Annotated in this window: 14 protein-coding genes, 1 tRNA gene and 2 pseudogenes; 10 read left to right on the forward strand and 7 right to left on the reverse strand. The window is 69.5% G+C overall.

Features of this window, described 5'->3' with window-relative positions; genetic code table 11:
* The first annotated feature begins 9 nt into the window (after positions 1-9).
* Complete coding sequence (locus A5771_RS20625) at positions 10-426, forward strand: WhiB family transcriptional regulator (protein WP_064857059.1); 417 nt, start codon at positions 10-12, stop codon at positions 424-426.
* A 48-nt stretch (positions 427-474) separates the two neighbouring features.
* On the forward strand, positions 475-1,452 hold the full coding sequence (locus tag A5771_RS20630) for a pirin family protein (protein WP_064857060.1): 978 nt from the start codon (positions 475-477) through the stop codon (positions 1,450-1,452).
* Between the two features lie 39 nt (positions 1,453-1,491).
* Here A5771_RS20630 and A5771_RS20635 read toward each other — a convergent pair whose 3' ends face one another.
* Genes A5771_RS20635 through A5771_RS20660 form a run of 6 tightly spaced genes read right to left on the reverse strand, consistent with a single transcriptional unit; the run spans position 1,492 to position 7,653 of the window.
* Positions 1,492-1,911 carry a hypothetical protein gene (locus A5771_RS20635; RefSeq protein WP_064857061.1) on the reverse strand — a complete coding sequence of 140 codons (420 nt, stop codon included), beginning with the start codon at positions 1,909-1,911 and terminating at the stop codon, positions 1,492-1,494.
* A gap of 46 nt (positions 1,912-1,957) precedes the next feature.
* Positions 1,958-2,983 (reverse strand): zinc-binding dehydrogenase, encoded by a 1,026-nt coding sequence (locus A5771_RS20640; protein WP_064857062.1) that lies wholly within the window; start codon positions 2,981-2,983, stop codon positions 1,958-1,960.
* A gap of 4 nt (positions 2,984-2,987) precedes the next feature.
* Positions 2,988-3,758 (reverse strand): SDR family NAD(P)-dependent oxidoreductase, encoded by a 771-nt coding sequence (locus A5771_RS20645; protein ID WP_207545488.1) that lies wholly within the window; start codon positions 3,756-3,758, stop codon positions 2,988-2,990.
* Positions 3,755-5,359, reverse strand: coding sequence for a fatty-acid--CoA ligase FadD1 (gene fadD1 / locus A5771_RS20650; RefSeq protein WP_064857063.1), 1,605 nt, complete (start codon positions 5,357-5,359; stop codon positions 3,755-3,757). The genes A5771_RS20645 and fadD1 overlap by 4 nt, the downstream gene beginning before the upstream one ends.
* Positions 5,360-5,368: 9 nt before the next feature.
* Complete coding sequence (locus A5771_RS20655) at positions 5,369-6,286, reverse strand: alpha/beta hydrolase (protein ID WP_064857064.1); 918 nt, start codon at positions 6,284-6,286, stop codon at positions 5,369-5,371.
* Positions 6,283-7,653 (reverse strand): flavin-containing monooxygenase, encoded by a 1,371-nt coding sequence (locus A5771_RS20660; RefSeq protein WP_064857065.1) that lies wholly within the window; start codon positions 7,651-7,653, stop codon positions 6,283-6,285. Before A5771_RS20660 ends, A5771_RS20655 begins: the two co-directional genes overlap by 4 nt.
* Before the next feature lie 126 nt (positions 7,654-7,779).
* Between A5771_RS20660 and A5771_RS20665 the strand changes: the two genes are divergently transcribed.
* Both A5771_RS20665 and A5771_RS22330 read left to right on the forward strand, forming a co-directional pair.
* Positions 7,780-8,397 (forward strand): TetR/AcrR family transcriptional regulator, encoded by a 618-nt coding sequence (locus A5771_RS20665; RefSeq protein WP_064857066.1) that lies wholly within the window; start codon positions 7,780-7,782, stop codon positions 8,395-8,397.
* A 19-nt stretch (positions 8,398-8,416) separates the two neighbouring features.
* Positions 8,417-8,767 (forward strand): annotated as a pseudogene (locus tag A5771_RS22330) (SDR family oxidoreductase); the annotation flags it as partial.
* Positions 8,768-9,054: 287 nt separating this feature from the next.
* On the opposite strand, the gene A5771_RS20670 reads toward A5771_RS22330, so the two are convergent.
* Positions 9,055-9,137: transfer RNA gene (locus tag A5771_RS20670), tRNA-Leu, on the reverse strand.
* Positions 9,138-9,386: 249 nt separating this feature from the next.
* On the opposite strand from A5771_RS20670, the gene A5771_RS20675 reads away from it, so the two are divergent.
* The 6 genes and pseudogenes from A5771_RS20675 to A5771_RS20700 form a co-directional block, all read left to right on the forward strand.
* A complete protein-coding gene (locus A5771_RS20675) occupies positions 9,387-10,967 on the forward strand; it encodes an FhaA domain-containing protein (protein ID WP_064857067.1) in 1,581 nt (526 codons plus the stop codon).
* 143 nt (positions 10,968-11,110) lie between these two features.
* Positions 11,111-11,578, forward strand: a complete 468-nt coding sequence (locus tag A5771_RS20680; protein ID WP_064857068.1) for an FHA domain-containing protein FhaB/FipA — start codon at positions 11,111-11,113, stop codon at positions 11,576-11,578.
* The gene (locus tag A5771_RS20685) at positions 11,575-13,014 is read left to right on the forward strand and encodes a PP2C family protein-serine/threonine phosphatase (protein ID WP_064857069.1); all 1,440 of its coding nucleotides are present in this window, start codon (positions 11,575-11,577) and stop codon (positions 13,012-13,014) included. Before A5771_RS20680 ends, A5771_RS20685 begins: the two co-directional genes overlap by 4 nt.
* Positions 13,011-14,420, forward strand: coding sequence for an FtsW/RodA/SpoVE family cell cycle protein (locus tag A5771_RS20690; RefSeq protein ID WP_064857070.1), 1,410 nt, complete (start codon positions 13,011-13,013; stop codon positions 14,418-14,420). Before A5771_RS20685 ends, A5771_RS20690 begins: the two co-directional genes overlap by 4 nt.
* Entirely contained in the window at positions 14,417-15,895 is a 1,479-nt protein-coding gene (gene pbpA, locus A5771_RS20695) for a D,D-transpeptidase PbpA (protein ID WP_064857071.1), read from the forward strand. Before A5771_RS20690 ends, pbpA begins: the two co-directional genes overlap by 4 nt.
* Positions 15,892-16,824, forward strand: a pseudogene (locus A5771_RS20700) (serine/threonine-protein kinase); the annotation flags it as partial. The gene pbpA and the pseudogene A5771_RS20700, both read left to right, overlap by 4 nt.
* Between the last annotated feature and the right edge of the window lie 59 nt (positions 16,825-16,883).

Raw genomic sequence — 16,883 nt, forward strand, 5'->3', positions numbered from 1 at the left:
GGTCTACCGATGACACCCCCCTGCTCCGCGAACCCGGAACTGTGGTTCGGCTACCCCGACGCCGACGGGGCCGACGGGGCCGCCAAGGCCCGGGCCTACGAACAGTCCTCCACCGAGGCGCGGCTGCTGTGCCTGCGCCGCTGCCCGTTGGCACAGCAACGCCGATGCGCCGCACTCGCCGTCGAACGCAGCGAGGAGTACGGCGTATGGGCCGGCGTGAAACTGCCCGGCGGCCAGTACCGCAAGCGAGCCGAACTCGCCCGCGCCCACGCGGTCCTGCGGGCGATCGCCGCCGGAGAAATCAACAGCCGCGAGCTGCCCGAGAACGAGGCGCTGTTGACCAACCACGAACGAGAGCGGCTGCCGGTGACAGCGGCCGTCTTTCACCTGCCCGCCGGCCGGGTCGGCTCCCCCTCCGCAGCATGACCGGTAACGTCACCGGCGCGGTCTGGTCTGCGGCGCGGAGGTGGGCGGTTGAGCAACCTGGAAGTCTCCTCGGCTGAATTCGCCTGCGCGCCGGGCCCTGCCGACGGTATTGAGGTCCTGACCCCGCGTGACGTGCCACTGGGCGGACCCCGCGCGATGCGGGTGCGCCGCACCCTGCCGCAGCGGGACCGCTCGCTGATCGGCGCCTGGTGCTTCGTGGACCACTACGGGCCGCAGGACCTCGGCCGCGACGGCGGCATGGACGTGCCGCCGCACCCGCACACCGGTCTGCAGACGGCGACCTGGCTATTCAGCGGACTGGTCGAACACCGCGACAGCGCCGGCGTGCACGCCCTGGTGCGTCCCGGCGAACTGAACCTGATGACCGCGGGCGCGGGCATCTGCCACTCCGAGGTCTCCGTCGATTCGCGATCGGCGCCCGTCCTGCACGGGGTACAGCTGTGGGTGGCGCTGCCGGACTCCGCGCGCCATACCGAGCGCGCCTTTAACCACTTCGCCCCGGAACGGGTTTTCCTCCCCGGCGGCACAGCGCTGGTGTTTCTCGGCGAGCTGGCCGGGCACCGCTCCCCCGTTCCGTCCTTCACTCCCCTGCTCGGCGCCCAAATCGATCTGGACCCGCGCAGCGACCTCGCGCTCGACATCGATCCGGCATTCGAGCACGGCGTGCTGGGGGATCAGGGTGCGGTCGGTCTGGGCGGGGTCACCCTGAGTGTCGGCGAGTTGGGCTACCAAGGCCCGGGCCGTACGGTGTTGGCGCTGCGCAACGCCGGCGACTCCCCCGCCCGGGTGCTGCTGCTGGGCGGGGTGCCGTTCGGTGAGGAGCTGGTGCTGTGGTGGAACTTCATCGGCCGCAGCCACGAGGAAATCGTCGAGTATCGGCGGCAATGGCAGGACGGCGACGAACGCTTCGGCGCGGTCGGCGGCTACCAAGGCCGGCTGGACCGGCTGCCCGCCCCGCCCCTGCCGCCGGTGCGGTTGCGGCCACGGCGGACAGGCGGCGGTTAACGAGGCTCGACGGAGGAGAGGCGAAGCTGAACCGCCGAATCAACCCGGTGGGTAGAGCGGCTTCAGGAAGACCGTCCGGTCAGCCAAATCCGTTTCGCTTCGGTGCAGATCGATGCGGGCCTGAATCTCGTCCGGATAGGCGCTTCGATACGCCAGCGCTGCATCAATATGCGGTCGGTTGACAGTCCCGTCGCTAGCCAGCTCCGCCGCCGGATCCTCAACCGGCCCGAGGTCGTCAATCCACATGGCGACCTCCCAGACGTCGGGGCCGCCGATAATTCCGGCACGCCGCCCGGTGGGACCGTCGCGGAATGTGATCAACGGGTGCTCGTCACGCCGCGCGCCCTCCTCGGCATAGCGACGCAGCCGATCCGAGAGGCTTTCGCCAGCGGCTCGCGCGCGCAACCGCAATCGCTCCGCCAGGCGCTCATCCAGGCGCACCGAAACATTCACCGACATAACTACAGTGTTGTACGTTGTCAACACCTTCGCTACGGGCTGATCGCTACGGCGTGAGCAGGACTTTCACCACATCGCCGGATCGGGCGGCGACAGCCCGGTAGGCGTCGGCCGCGGCATCCAGCGGCATCTCGGTGGTGAAGATCCCGTCGACCGACAGCCGGCCGGACTGCAGCAGCGGAATCAGTTGCGGCCAGGTCTGCTGCACGGGGGCGGTGGTCATCCGCAACGTGATGCTGCGGACCAGCGCCGGCAGCGCCGGGAACGGAAACGGCTGCAGGTCATGCACGCCCACCACCGACACCGTTCCCCCGGCCCGCACCGCGGTGAGCGCATCCGACATCGTCACATCGGAACCGACCGCATCGATGACCGCGTCCACCCCGCGTCCGCCGGTCAGCTCCATCACCGCGGTCGTTGCCGACGGCTCCGCCGGGGTGATCCCCATGGCCACCACCCGGTCGCGGCGCTGCGCCACCGGGTCGATGCCGAGGACCGTTGCCGCGCCGAGGAATAGCGCGCTTCGCGCCGCGCACAGCCCGACCGCCCCCAGCCCGATCACGGCCACGGTCCCGCCGACCGGAATGTCGGCGCGCAACGCTGCCGCCCACCCGGTGGCGAGGTTGTCGGTGAGCAGCAGGGCTTCCTCGTCGGACAACCCGTCAGGGATGCGGGCGAGCTGAAAGTCCGCCCCCGGCACGGCAAGTAGCTCCGATTGCGCCCCGCCCAGGGCGCCCGATCCGAAGATCAGCGGGCCGGAGTGGCAGCGGATCGGGTCGCGGGTCGCACACCCGCCGCAGTGCCCGCAGCCGGCCACCGACGACACCATCACCCGGTCGCCGACGCGCACCGAAGCCACCTCGGGGCCGGTCTCGACGACGGTGCCGATGGCCTCGTGGCCCAGCGGCACCGGGTCGGCGATGGGGTAGTCGCCTTCGTAGAAGTGCAGATCCGAGCCGCAGATCGCGGTCGCTGTCACCGCCACCACGGCTCCGTCGGCGCCGGGCAGCACCGGGTCGGGGCGGGTGTCGACCCGGATCGATCCGGGGCCATCGATTACCACACTGCGCATGTGTTCATCCTTCAGCTAACGCTTGCACTTTGCCGAGCACGTCGGGGTAGCGCTTGAGGTGTGCGCCGCCGTTGATGTCGAACGCGGACCCGGTGATCCACGCCGCACGCGGTGAGGTCAAGAACTCCACGGCGTCGGCGATGTCGTCGGGGAGGCCGGCCCGCCCGAGCGGGGTGTTCTCGAGGTACTCGTCGGTCAGGCCCGGCACCATCGCCAGGCCGGCGACCAGGGGAGTGTCGACCAGGCCGGGGGAGGCCGCATTCACCCGGATGCCGCGGGCGGCCAACTCCAGGGCGGCCACCTGGACCAGCATGTTGACCCCGGCCTTGGCGCTGCAGTAGGCGGCCATCGCGGTCCCGGGCTGCCGGCCGTTCAACGAGGAGATCGCAACGATGCTGCCGCCGTCTTGCAGGGCGCGCGCCGCGTGCTTGATCACCAGCATGGTGCCGGTCAGGCAGACATCGATGGTGGCCTGCCAGCCGGCCAGCTCGATGTCGGGGATGGCGCCGATGACCGACATTCCCGCGCAGCTGACCACCGTGCTCAGCGGTCCGGCCGCGCCGGCGGCCGCGAAGGCCGCGGCGACACTGTCTTCGTCGGTCACGTCGGCGGCCACGGCGCTGGCCGAATCCCCGAGTTCAGCCGCCCGTTGCTGTGCTGCTTCGGCATTGAGGTCGGCGATCACCACGTGATCGCCGCGCGCGGCAAGGGCGTGCGCGGTGGCCAGCCCGATTCCGGAGGCACCGCCCACGATCAGGGCGACCGGTTGGGTCATCGCCTGCCTCCTGCCGTCGTGCCGTAGGCGCGTTGCCGATCCGGGCGAACCCATAAGGTGTCCGCGCCGACCTCGGTGCCCTCGGCCACCAGTACGCGTTTGAGGATCTTGTTGGTCGCCGTGGCGGGCAGTGCCGCGGCTACCCGGACATAGCGGGGCCAGGCCTTGGGCGACAGATCCTCCTGGGCAGCAAGAAAATCGGTGAATTCGTCCTGCGACAGCTCCGCGCCGTCGCGCAGCACCAGCGCGGCCATCACCTGGTCGCCGACATTCCCGTCGGGCACCGCGTATACCGCGGCCTGGTTGATCTCGGGGTGCCGCATCAGGATGCGTTCGATCGGGGCTGCCGCGAGATTCTCACCGTCGACCCGCATCCAGTCGGCGGTGCGGCCGGCCAGATAGATCCAGCCGTCGGCGTCGGCGTAGGCAAGGTCGCCCGACCAGTACATCCCGCCGCGCATCCGCTCGGCGGTGGCCTGTTCGTTGTTGTAGTAGCCCGCGAAGAAGCCGGCGCCAGTGGTGTTGACCAGTTCTCCGATCGCCTCGTCGGGGTTGGCCAGCATCCCGTGCTCGTCGAAGACCGCGGGCGGGCACTCGGCGACCGGATCGCTGCGGTAGATCGCCACGCCGGGAAATCCCCGGCCCACCGAACCAGGCGGGGTGCCCTCGTCGCGGGTGATGGTGACGGCGTTCTCGGTCGAGCCGAACGCGTCGACCACCTGGACGCCGAACCGCCGGGCGAATTCGCCGATGTCGCGCTCGGAGGCTTCGTTGCCGAAGGCGACCCGCAGCGGGTTGTCGGCGTCGTCGGGTTGTTCGGGGTGGGCCAACACGTAGGCGAGCGGCTTACCGACGTAGTTCATGTAAGTGGCTCCGTAGCAACGAATATCGGTCAGAAAGCGGGAGGCGGAGAACCTCGCCGGCGCCATCGCTGCGCCGGCAGCCACCGCGGGCCCGAAGCCGGCGGCGATCGCGTTGGAGTGAAACAGCGGCATGGACAGGTAGGCGACGTCATCGGGTCCGAGTCCGAACCGTTCGGTCAACGCCTGCCCGGCGACCAGCACCATCAGGTGGTTGACCAGGACGGCTTTCGGGTCGCCGCTGGTACCCGAGGTGAAGATCAACATGAACGGATCCGCTGCCTGGACCCGCCGGTGCGGGGTCAGTTCGCCGGCGCCGTCGCAAATCTGTTGCCAGCCCGGGTCGTCGACATCGATGACGACGACACCGGTCAGGTCCAAGCCGTGCAGCAGGGCCCGGTGATCGGCGTCGACCAGCAGGATCTGCACGTCGGCGGTGCGCAGGTCGGCGGCCAGTGCCGATCCGCGACGGGTGTCGTTGACCCCGCAGAGCACATAGCCGCCGAGCGCGGCGCCGGCCACCGCGGTGAGCATCGCCGGCGTATTGCCCAACAGCGCACCGACGTGCATCGGCCGGGCGGTCTCGGCGCGGGCGAGCACCGCGGCGGCATGCCGGGACGCGCGGGCGACGTACTCGCGCCAGGTCCAGCGGATCTGGCCGCCGCGGGCGTCGTTGTAAAGCACCGCCGGCCCGTCGGCGTCCGCGCGTTCGGTGAGCAATTCCTGCATCGTCTCGGCCATGGCGCCCTCCTAACCCGTGACGCTAGCGGTCGGTGCGGCCAGATGCCTGGCCAAGAACGCGATCTGATGGTCGACGACGTGGTCGAACCAGGCGCCGCCGGCGAAGACGTCGAAGTGATCGCACGGATAGTGGCGGACTTCGGCGCGCGCGGCGAAGGCCGCCTTGGCCGCGGCGTGTGGGGGAGCGCAGCGGTCGAAGTCGGCGATCTGCACCAGCATCGGGCATGCGATGGCATCGGCGTGCTTGCCCGGCCGGTAGCCGCCCAGCTGGACCCCGACCTGGGCGTCGATCTCGTTGCGCCAGGTGGGACCGGCCATCGCGGTGTAGGCCGCGTAGTAGCCCTCGGGGGTCAGCGTGGCCAGCTCGCCGGGGCGGCCCACCAGCGGGACCGTCGCCGGGGCCCCGCCGGTGCGCTGGGACAGCGCGCTGCGCCAGCCGGTCACCGCGGAGCGCAGCATGGTCACCGGGCGGTGCTGCGGCAGTGCTGCGATGGCGGCGGCCGGCCCGCTGACGATCGGGGTCAGCGAAATGGCGGCGGCGACATCCGGCATGGTGGCGGCCAGCTCGAAGACGTGACCGCCCGCCAGCGACACGCCCCACACCACGATGCGCCGCGGGTCGACCCCGGGTTGTGCTGCCGCGGTCTTGCAGGCCGCACGAAAGTCGGCGATCTGTTCCTTCATCGAGATCCGTTGGCGCGGTTGACCCTCGGATGCCCCGAAGTAGCGGTAATCGAAGGCGAAGGCGGCGAATCCGGCCGCGCTCAACGCCTCGGCGAACCGAACCAGGCCGGAGTCGACGGTGCCGCCCAGTCCGTGCCCGAGCACCACCACCGGCGAGCCGTTGTCGTCAACCTGCTTGGCGGCCGGAAAGAACTGGCCGACGCATGTCGCACCGCCGCTGTCGAAACGGATCGTCGTGCTCATGCCGTTGCTCCGATCTGCGTCGCGGCGACCCCGGCCCACACCGGCGCGCCGAGTTCGGCCGCGCGTTTCGCACCCCGAGGGATCTCGCGGGTGCGCATGTCGTGCTCGTAGAGGAAGTAGTCGACCTGCTGGGTGTGTCGGGGTCGGTCCACCATGTGGCCGGTGTACTTGCGCATGTCGGCGCTGATCACCCGGCGCATCTCGGCCACCGACGGCAGCCGGTAGCGGCCGGCGGCGTAGGCACCGATCAGGCGGGCCTGGGATTCCACGAACGGGAACAGGGTCGGGGTGGATTGGGCGAATCCGGCGAACACCAGGTCGTCGATGCCGGGATAGAACATCCGCTTGTACAGGTCGATCCGGTTCTCCGGTGCGCTGATGAAGTCCGGGTCGAAGAACGGGAAGGTGATGTTGTAGCCGGTGGCATAGACGATGATGTCGAACTGGCCGCTGGTGCCGTCGACGAAATGCACGGTGTCGCCGTCGAGTCGGTCGATGTTCGGCTTGGCGATGACGTCGCCGGATCCTAGCCGAAACGGCAGCTCCATCGACTGCGTGGGGTGCGCCTCGAAGAACTTGTGGTTGGGCGTGGGCAAGCCGAGATCCTCCGGCCGGCCGGAGAGGATCGGCTGGGCCCACTGGGCAACCTTGCGCTGCCAGGACAACGGCACATAGGGACTGGTCCGGTAGTACTTGTCGGCGGGCTTGCCGGCCACATACTTCGGCACGATCCAGGCTCCGGAACGCGTCGACAGGGTCAGTTCGTTCTCAAGCGTCCGCGAGGACAGTTCGACGGCGATGTCGGCGGCACTGTTGCCCAGGCCCACCACCAGGATGCGTTTGCCGGAGAACTGCAGCGGCGTCTTCGGGTCGATGTAGTGGTGCGCGTGCAGCATCTCACCGGTGAACTCACCGGGGAAGTCCGGCAGGCGCGGATCCCAGTGGTGGCCGTTGGCGACCACCAGCAGGTCGAACCGCTGCCGGCCCCCGCCGGCCAGTTCCAGCTCCCAGCCGCCGTCGGGAAGCCGCCGCGCGTGGGTGACCCCGGTCTCGAACTCGATGTTGTCCTTGAGGTCGAACGCTGCGGCGTAGGACTCCAGGTACTCCTTGACCAGCGTGTGGTGCAGGAAATCCGGGTAGTCGGCCGGCATCGGGAAGTCCCGGAACGACAGCTGGTGCTTGGAGGTGTCGATGTGCAGAGACCGATAGGCGCTGGAGTGCCCGTTCGGGTTGCCGAATGCCCAGTTCCCGCCGATCCGGTCGGAGGATTCGAAGCAGGTGTAGTCGATCGCGTAGTCGGCCAGCATCTTGCCGGCCGTCAGGCCGCTGATGCCGGCACCGATGATCGCCGTGCGGGGTGCGGACATGGGAAACCTCCAAGATCCGTAGTAGACAGGTTCGCAAAAATGTCTACAGGGTGTGATTGGCCATAGTACACAGATCGTCGAATCTGTCTACTTCCTTGTTAGGCTTACCAGCACAGGAGGTGAGCCGTGGACGCAAAGACGCCGGCGGATGCGACACCGTCGACCACCGACCGGCTCCTGGATGCGACCGAACAACTGTTGGCCGAGAAGGGCATCCGGGCGACGACCATGATCGACGTAGCCGAGCGCGCCGGGGTGTCGCGGGCCTGGCTGTACCGGAAGTTCGCCGACAAGCCCGCGTTGGTGGGCGCCGCAATCATCCGGCTCATTGAGGCCAGCTGGGCCAAATCGCGGGCCGATCTTTCCGCGCTGGGCTCCTTCGAGGAGCAGCTGCTGGCCGGCGTACAGATCGGCCGCCGCGCCTACGACGACCCCGGCACCCTGCTGCTGCGGTTGCGCACCGCCGAGCCCGACGAGTTCGCCGCCTGCGCGGGGGCCGGGGTCCACGAATTGGTGCCCGACCTCGCGACGTTCTGGTACCCGTTCGTGGCCGCCGCCGCCGCCGCCGGCGACATCCACCCGGACACCGATCTGCCCGAGGCCAGTGAGTGGGTGGCGCGAGTGATGATCAGCCTGGGCAGCGTCCCGGGCAACCACATCGACCCCGACGACCCGGCGTCGCTGCGGCGGCATCTGCGGCGGTACGTGCTGCCGGCGCTGCGGGTATCACCGGATTCGAGCTGAGCGCGCGGGGCCTGCGCCTCGTCGGGCGGGCAGCATCATCAACCTCACCTCCGCGGCCGCCTACAAGGGTTTCCCGGGTACGTCGGTCTACAGCGCCACCAAGGCTGCGCTGGCATCGCTGACCCGCACCTGGGCCGCGGAGTTCGGTGCCCACGGTGTCCGCGTCAACAGTGTTTCGCCGGGGCCGACGCGGACTCCGGGAGCCGCGGCACTGGGGGAGTTCATCGACGACGTCGCGGCGGCGCTGCCGCTGGCGCGCACCGCCGGACCGGAGGAGATCGCCCAGGCGGTGTTGTTCCTGGCCTCGCCGCGCGCCAGTTACGTCACGGGATCGACGCTCTATGTCGACGGCGGCGGTTCAGCGGTCTAGCGCCCGCCGAAAGGTGCGCCCTCGCCGGGGAGGCCCCTTGAAGATGCTGCACAACTGCCGGCAGCGTCGAGCCTGTTGTCGACCGTCCTGGCTTCGCCGCGGGGTCTCTGGAATGCGCACCGTGGTCGTCGACCACTTGGAGAACTCACTGCGCTCACCGTCATCAGCAAAACCGGCACGTATTCAGCCACCACATCGACCCCGACCACACCTACTGGCCCAAGAAACAGAAAACCCCGGCAAAAGCCGGGGCAATCTGTCACCTATGACGCGGCTCATCACAATTGTGGGCGAAGGGGGACTTGAACCCCCACGTCCCGAAGGACACTGGCACCTGAAGCCAGCGCGTCTGCCATTCCGCCACTCGCCCGAGCGACCGGGGGAGCCTATCACGGCTCCTGGAGGGCACTTCCGACCCGGTTCGGCACCCGGGGACCACCGTAGCGCAGCCTGCCGTGACCCCTTCGTGACCTGGTCTTATCCGATTCTCCGCCGTAGAAGGGTGCCGCGGCGGCATACCGGGTCGATACCATGTCCAGGGCGGATGCAGCGCAGCGACACGCCGCGGCGACGCGTCCCCGGCACGACGAATTGACGGCGGCGAGTGAGGCGGCAGGGGATGGACAGCCAGCGCGGGCTGGTTCAGCGCATCGAGCGCCGACTCGAATCCGCCGTGGAGGATGCGATGGCCAGGGTCTTCGGCGGGGAGGTTGTCCCCGAGGAGGTCGAGGCCGCGCTGCGACGGGAGGCCGCCGCGGGGGTGCGGGCGTTGGCGGGAAACCAACTTTTGGCAGCCAACGAATACGTCATTACCCTCGGTGGGGACGACTACGACAATGTGGGCGCCGACCAGGATTTGACGTCGAAGGCCTTCGCCCGGCATTTAGCGGGGTATATCGGCGAACAGGGGTGGCAAACGTATGGTGATGTGGTTGTCCGGTTTGAGCAGTCACCGAGTCTGCGTACCGGTCAGGTCCGCACGCGGGGAGCTGTCAATCCGGACGCCCGCCCCCACCACACGGTCAGTGAATCCCGCCCGCCAGAATCAGATCATGCGTTTACCGCAGAATCAGGAGTGCCACCGATGACCGATAATCCGAGCTACCGCGGCGCCCACGGGCAACAGGACCGTCCCGGCGACGACTATTACGACGCGCGCTACGGCCGCCCGGCCGACGACGCTCGGGGCGGTCAGGATCCTCGTGGCCACTACGCCCCGGAGCCTGAGCCCTACCAGCAGGACCAGCGCGGCGGCGGCTACCCCGAGGGCCCGGGCGGCCAGGGCGGTTATGCTCCGCCACGTCGGCCCGAGCAGGGCGGCTACCCCGAGCAGGGCGGCTACCCCGAGCAGGGCGGCTACCCCGAGCAGGGCGGCTACCCGGACCAGGGCGGTTATCCCGGCAGCCAGGGCGGCTACCCGCAGTCCTACGAGCAGCGCCCGCCGGGCGGGTATGGCGCGCCCTCCGGTTATGACCAGGGCTACCCGCAGCAGCAGCCTCCGCCGGCACCGGCGTATCCGGGCGGCGGCGGCCAGCCCGGTTACGGCGACTACGAGCGCCCCCCGGCCCGCCCCGACGACTATTCCCAGCACGGGGCCTACCCCGAGGCCCAGCCCGAGCAGCGCCCCTCCTACCCCGACCAGGGCGGCTACGACCAGGGTGCGCCCTCCTACGGCCGGCAGGACTACGGCCGGCAGGACTACGGGCAGCAGGACCACGGCCAGCCCGACTACGGCCAGCCCGACTACCGCTACGGCGAATCGCAGGGCGCCCCGGCCGGCTATGACTACGGCCAGCAAGGCGGCTACGGCGACGCCCAGGGTGGCCCAGGCGGATATGACTACGGCCAGCCGCCGGCCGCCGGCGGCTATGACGCTCCGGGCGGCGGCTACGGCCAGCGCGCCTACTCGGCTCCGGCCTCTGTCACCTTGCAGCTCGACGACGGCAGCGGGCGGACCTACCAGCTGCACGAGGGCACCAACGTGGTGGGCCGCGGCCAGGACGCCCAGTTCCGGCTGCCGGACACCGGGGTGTCGCGACGTCACCTCGAGATTCGCTGGGACGGCCGGGTGGCTCTCCTGTCCGACCTGAACTCCACCAACGGCACCACGGTGAACAACGCCCCCGTCCAGGAATGGCAGCTGGCCGACGGCGACGTGATCCGGCTCGGGCACTCCGAGATCATCGTCCGGGTTCACTAGGGAGGAACGGAGCCCGCGCCGCCGGCTAGCAGCGAAGCCCTCCCGCTTTGCCCTACGGCCACCCACGTCCAAGTATCGTGACCTTGCCGAAGTGCTCCGCCGTGAGCACGACATGGACGGCACAAGGACGGAGAGGACGCCGGATGCAGGGACTCGTGCTGCAGCTGACGCGCGCCGGTTTTTTGACGTTGCTGTGGCTGTTCATCTGGTCGGTGCTGCGGATACTGCGGACCGACATCTATGCGCCGACCGGGGCGGTGATGGTGCGCCGCGGCTTGTCGATCCGGGGCGTGCTGCTGCCTTCCCGGCAGCCGCGCACCGGGGCACGCCACCTGGTGGTGACCGAGGGACCGCTGACCGGGGCCCGCATCGCCCTCAGTGATCAGCCGGTACTGATCGGGCGAGCCGACGATTCGACCCTGGTGCTCACCGACGATTACGCGTCCACCCGACACGCCCGACTATCTCAACGAGGGTCCGAATGGTATGTCGAAGACCTCGGCTCGACCAACGGCACCTACCTTGACAGGGTGAAGGTGACCACAGCGGTACGGGTGCCCCTAGCAACGCCGATACGCATCGGCAAGACCGCGATCGAGCTCCGGCGGTGAGCCTGGTTCTGCGGTATGCCGCCCGCAGTGACCGCGGCCTGGTGCGCTCCAACAACGAGGACTCCGTCTACGCCGGCCCGCGCCGGCTGGCGCGGGCCGACGGTATGGGCGGGCACGCGGCCGGCGAAGTCGCCTCCCAGCTGGTGATCGCCGCGCTGGCCCACCTCGACGACGACGAGCCTGGTGGCGACCTGCTGGCGAAGCTGGAATCCGCTGTGCGGGAAGGCAATTCGGCGATCGCGGCCTACGTCGAGGAGCATCCCGAACTCGAGGGCATGGGCACCACGCTGACTGCGGTCCTGTTCGCCCCGCCCCGGCTGGGATTGGCCCACATCGGCGACTCGCGCGGCTACCTGCTGCGCGACGGCGAACTGAGCCAGATCACCAAGGACGACACCTTCGTTCAGACCCTGGTCGACGAAGGTCGGATCACCTTGGAGGAGGCGCACAGTCATCCGCAGCGGTCCTTGATCATGCGGGCGCTGACCGGGCACGAGGTGGAGCCGACGCTGATCATGCGCGAGGCGCAGGTCGGCGACCGCTACCTGCTGTGCTCCGACGGCTTGAGCGACCCGGTGAGCACCGAGACCATCCACGAGGCGCTGGAGATCCCCGACGTCAACGACAGCGCACTGCGGCTGATCGAATTGGCGCTGCGCGGCGGGGGACCGGACAACGTGACCGTGGTGGTGGCCGACGTCGTCGATGTCGACTACGGCCAGACCCAGCCGATCCTGGCCGGGGCGGTCTCCGACAGCGACGACGACCACACCACCGTCCTGAACACCGCCGCCGGACGGGCCTCGGCGATCTCCCCGCGCAAGACCGTCGCCAAAAGGGTGCTGCCGCGGATCGAAACCCTGACCGCACCGCCCCGGTCCCGGCGCCGCAAGATCATCATCGCGGTGCTGCTGCTGGCCCTGCTGGCCGCCGCGCTGCTGATCGGACGGGCGATCGTGCGCACCAACTATTACGTCGCCGCCTACGGCGACACGGTGGCGATCATGCGCGGCGTGCAGGGTTCGTTCCTGCGTCTGCCGCTGCAGGAGCCCTACCTGCTCGGCTGCCTTGACAATCGCGGCGACCTGGTACAGATCAGCTTCAGCCAGTCCGGCGACAAGCTGGCCTGCCGGCTGATGACGTTGCAGGATCTGCGGCTGCCGGCACGTCAGCAGGTCAGCAACGGCCTGCCCGCCGGCACCCTTGACGACGCGATCACCCAACTGCGCAACCTGGCCCGTGACTCACTGCTGCCGCCGTGCCCGGCACGGAGCACCGGCGGGAAGGCCGACGGCAGCGGTGCGACGCCCTCGCGCGCCCCGGATCCCGGCCCGGCCCCGTCCGGCCCGCGGCCCGGGGTGCCGCACCTGCCCACGCTGACCAACCTGCCACCGGCCCCGCCCGAACCGGGAACCGACTGCCGGGCGGCGTCATGACCACAGCGCCGCAGCCGCCGGTGGCGCTGACCCCGGCGCTGCCCGATCGACGCAACGCCGAACTCCTGCTGCTGTGCTTCGCGACCATGATCATCGCGGTGGCGATGCTGATCGTCGAGGCCGGCCACGAGAAGGGCTTGCGCTGGGACCTGCTCGGCTACGGGACGGCGTTTCTGGTGCTGTTCCTCTTCGCGCACCTGGTCATCCGGCGCGCGGCGCGGTACGCCGACCCCCTGCTGCTGCCGGTGGTGGCTCTGCTCAACGGCCTCGGGCTGGTGATGATCCACCGCATCGATCTGGGCGCTGTGCTCGACGGCGCCGGCACCCGACCGGGCGCCACCTCCCAGATGCTGTGGACGCTGGTCGGCGTGATCGTCTTCGCCCTGGTCCTCGAGCTGCTCAAGGACCACCGTCAGCTCGCCGGCAGCGGTTACGTCTGCGGGCTGGCGGGCCTGGTGTTGCTGGTGATCCCCGGCCTGTTGCCGGCCTCGCTGTCGGAGCGACAGGGCGCCAAGATCTGGATCCGCTTGCCCGGCTTCTCAATTCAGCCCGCCGAGTTCTCCAAGATCCTGCTGCTGATCTTCTTCGCCGCGGTCCTGGTCTCCAAACGCCAGCTGTTCACCAGCGCCGGCAAACACGTGCTGGGGATGAACCTGCCCCGCCCGCGCGACCTGGCGCCGCTGCTGGCCGCCTGGGTGATCTCGGTCGGCGTGATGGCGTTCGAGAAGGACCTGGGCACGTCGCTGCTGCTGTACGCGTCGTTTTTGGTGATGGTGTACCTGGCCACCCGCCGATTCAGCTGGATGGTGATCGGAATGCTGCTGTTCGCCGCCGGCAGCATCGCCGCGTACTTCATGTTCAGCCACGTCCGGGTGCGGGTGCAGACCTGGCTGGACCCGTTCGCCGACCCCGAGGGGGCCGGCTACCAGATGGTGCAGTCGCTGTTCAGTTTCGCCACCGGCGGCATCTTCGGCACCGGGCTGGGCAACGGTCAGCCCGGCTACGTGCCCGCGGCGTCGACGGACTTCATCATCGCCGCGTTCGGCGAGGAACTGGGTCTGGTCGGGCTGGCCGGCGTGCTGATCCTCTACACGATCGTGATCGTGCGCGGCATGCGGACCGCGATCGCGGTTCGCGACAGTTTCGGCAAGCTGCTGGCGGCCGGCCTGGCGGCCACCCTGGGCATCCAGCTGTTCATCGTGGTCGGCGGCGTCACGAAGCTGATTCCGCTGACCGGGCTCACCACGCCGTGGCTGTCCTACGGCGGGTCGTCGCTGCTGGCCAACTATGTGCTGCTGGCGATCCTGCTGCGCGTCTCACATGCCGCCCGCCGCCCGCTGAGCACCCGGCCGCAGCGCACCGCCGGGATCGGCGATACCGGCACGGCGGTGATCGAGCGCGTATGAACACCTCACTGCGCCGCGTCACGATGACCCTGATGGCGCTGATCGTGCTGCTATTGGGTAACGCCACGCTGACCCAGGTCTTCGCTGCCGACGGGCTGCGCGCCGACCCCCGCAATCAGCGGGTGCTGCTCGACGAATACTCCCGCCAGCGCGGCCAGATCACCGCCTCCGGCCAACTGCTGGCCTACTCGGTGGCCACCGACGATTGGATCAAGTACCAGCGCATCTACCCCGACCCCGCGGTCTATGCGCCGGTCACCGGGTTCTACTCGCTGCGCTACTCCAGCAGCGGCCTGGAGCGCGCCGAGGACACCGTGCTCAATGGCTCGGACCCGCGGCTGTTCGGGCTGCGGCTGGCCGACTTCTTCACCGGCCGCAGTCCCCGCGGCGGCACCGTGGAGACGACCATCCGCCCGCGGGTGCAGCAGGCCGGCTGGGAGGCGATGCGCAACGGCTGTTCCGGTGGCTGCCGCGGTGCGGTGGTGGCCCTGGAGCCGTCCACCGGCAAAGTCCTGGCGCTGGTGTCGGCGCCCTCGTATGACCCCAACCAGTTGTCCTCGCACGATTCGGTGCAGCAGGGCCGGGCCTGGCAGCGGCTGCGCGACGACCCCAGTTCGCCGCTGACCAACCGCGCCATCAGTGAGACCTATCCGCCGGGCTCGACGTTCAAGGTGATCACCACCGCGGCCGCCCTGCAGTCCGGCGTCAGCGAGAACGAACAGCTGACCAACGCGGCACGCATCGCGCTGCCCGACAGCACCGTCAAGCTGGAGAACTTCGGTGGCAACAACTGCGAAGGCAACGTGGCGACCGTCTCGCTGCGGGTGGCGTTCGCCCGATCCTGCAACACCGCCTTCGTCCAGCTCGGTCTCCGCACCGGCGCCGAGGCGCTGCGCACTGCCGCCCAGGGCTTCGGCATCGACATCACGCCCGAAGCCATCCCGCTGCAGGTCGCCGAGTCCACCGTCGGCCCGATCCGAGACGCCGCCGCACTGGGAATGACCAGCATCGGACAGAAGGATGTCGCGGTGACGCCGCTGAAGAACGCGGTGATCGCCGCAAGCATCGCCAACGGCGGGCTGACGATGCAGCCCTACCTGGTGGAAGGGCTGGAGGGGCCGGATCTGGCCGGCATCGCGACGACGCAACCGCGCGAACTACGCCGTGCAGTGTCCTCGCAGGTCGCGGCTAAGCTAACGGAACTGATGATCGACGCCGAAAAAGTGACCCAGCAGCAGGGGGCCATCCCGGGCGTACAGATCGCGTCGAAGACGGGCACCGCTGAGCACGGTCCCGATCCGCGGAACACTCCGCCGCACGCGTGGTACATCGCCTTCGCCCCGGCCAGCGCCCCGAAGGTGGCCGTCGCCGTCGTGGTGGAGGACGGTGGCGACCGTTTGGCCGCGACCGGCGGCGCGCTGGCGGCACCGATCGGCCGCGCCGTCATCGAAGCAGCACTTCAGGGGCGATCATGAGTCCGCAGGTCGGAGCGGCGCTGGCCGGGCGCTACCGGTTGCAGCGGCTCATCGCCACCGGCGGCATGGGTCAGGTGTGGGAGGCCGTCGACAACCGGCTGGGTCGCCGGGTCGCGGTCAAGGTGCTCAAACCCGAGTTCTCTTCCGACCCGGAGTTCATCGAACGGTTCCGCGCCGAGGCGCGCAACACCGCCATGCTCAACCACCCGGGCATCGCCAGCGTGCACGACTACGGCGAGACCGAGCTTGACGGCGAGGGCCGCACCGCCTTCCTGGTCATGGAGCTGGTCAACGGCGAGCCGCTGAATTCCGTGCTCAAACGGACCGGGCGGCTGTCGCTGCGGCACGCCCTGGACATGCTGGAACAGACCGGCCGGGCGCTGCAGGTGGCGCACAGCACCGGGCTGGTGCACCGCGACGTCAAACCGGGCAACATCATGATCACGCCCACCGGCCAGGTGAAGATCACCGACTTCGGTATCGCCAAAGCCGTCGACGCCGCACCGGTCACCCAGACCGGCATGGTGATGGGCACCGCCCAGTACATCGCCCCCGAGCAGGCCCTGGGCCAGGACGCCACCGCCGCCAGCGATGTCTACTCCCTGGGCGTGGTCGGCTACGAAGTGCTGTCCGGGCGCCGTCCGTTCACCGGTGACGGCGCGCTGACCGTCGCCATGAAGCACATCAAAGAGCCGCCCCCGCCGCTGCCGGCCGAGCTGCCGCCCAACGTCCGGGAGCTCATCGAGATCACGCTGGCCAAGAACCCCGGGGTGCGCTACCGCAGCGGTGGCCCGTTCGCCGATGCGGTCGCCGCGGTGCGCTCGGGCCGGCGACCGCCCCGGCCCAGCCAATCGCTGCCGCCCGGGCGTGCCGCGCCATCGGCGATCCCGTCGACGGCCGCGACCCGGGTCGCGCCGCCGGGTGGGGGCGGGCCCGACGGGGGGTTTTAAACAAATGGCGCAGGCGCCCCGAAAGGGGGGGTTTATGT

It is taken from the genome of Mycolicibacter sinensis (assembly GCF_001667375.1).
GTDB lineage: Bacteria > Actinomycetota > Actinomycetes > Mycobacteriales > Mycobacteriaceae > Mycobacterium > Mycobacterium sinense_A.

Coding starts and splice junctions, on each gene's coding strand:
- A5771_RS20625 (WP_064857059.1), top strand. CDS start 10: ATGACACCCCCCTGCTCCGCGAACCCGGAACTGTGGTTCGGCTACCCC.
- A5771_RS20635 (WP_064857061.1), bottom strand. CDS start 1,911: ATGTCGGTGAATGTTTCGGTGCGCCTGGATGAGCGCCTGGCGGAGCGA.
- A5771_RS20640 (WP_064857062.1), bottom strand. CDS start 2,983: ATGCGCAGTGTGGTAATCGATGGCCCCGGATCGATCCGGGTCGACACC.
- A5771_RS20645 (WP_207545488.1), bottom strand. CDS start 3,758: ATGACCCAACCGGTCGCCCTGATCGTGGGCGGTGCCTCCGGAATCGGG.
- fadD1 (WP_064857063.1), bottom strand. CDS start 5,359: ATGGCCGAGACGATGCAGGAATTGCTCACCGAACGCGCGGACGCCGAC.
- A5771_RS20655 (WP_064857064.1), bottom strand. CDS start 6,286: ATGAGCACGACGATCCGTTTCGACAGCGGCGGTGCGACATGCGTCGGC.
- A5771_RS20660 (WP_064857065.1), bottom strand. CDS start 7,653: ATGTCCGCACCCCGCACGGCGATCATCGGTGCCGGCATCAGCGGCCTG.
- A5771_RS20675 (WP_064857067.1), top strand. CDS start 9,387: ATGGACAGCCAGCGCGGGCTGGTTCAGCGCATCGAGCGCCGACTCGAA.
- A5771_RS20680 (WP_064857068.1), top strand. CDS start 11,111: ATGCAGGGACTCGTGCTGCAGCTGACGCGCGCCGGTTTTTTGACGTTG.
- A5771_RS20690 (WP_064857070.1), top strand. CDS start 13,011: ATGACCACAGCGCCGCAGCCGCCGGTGGCGCTGACCCCGGCGCTGCCC.
- pbpA (WP_064857071.1), top strand. CDS start 14,417: ATGAACACCTCACTGCGCCGCGTCACGATGACCCTGATGGCGCTGATC.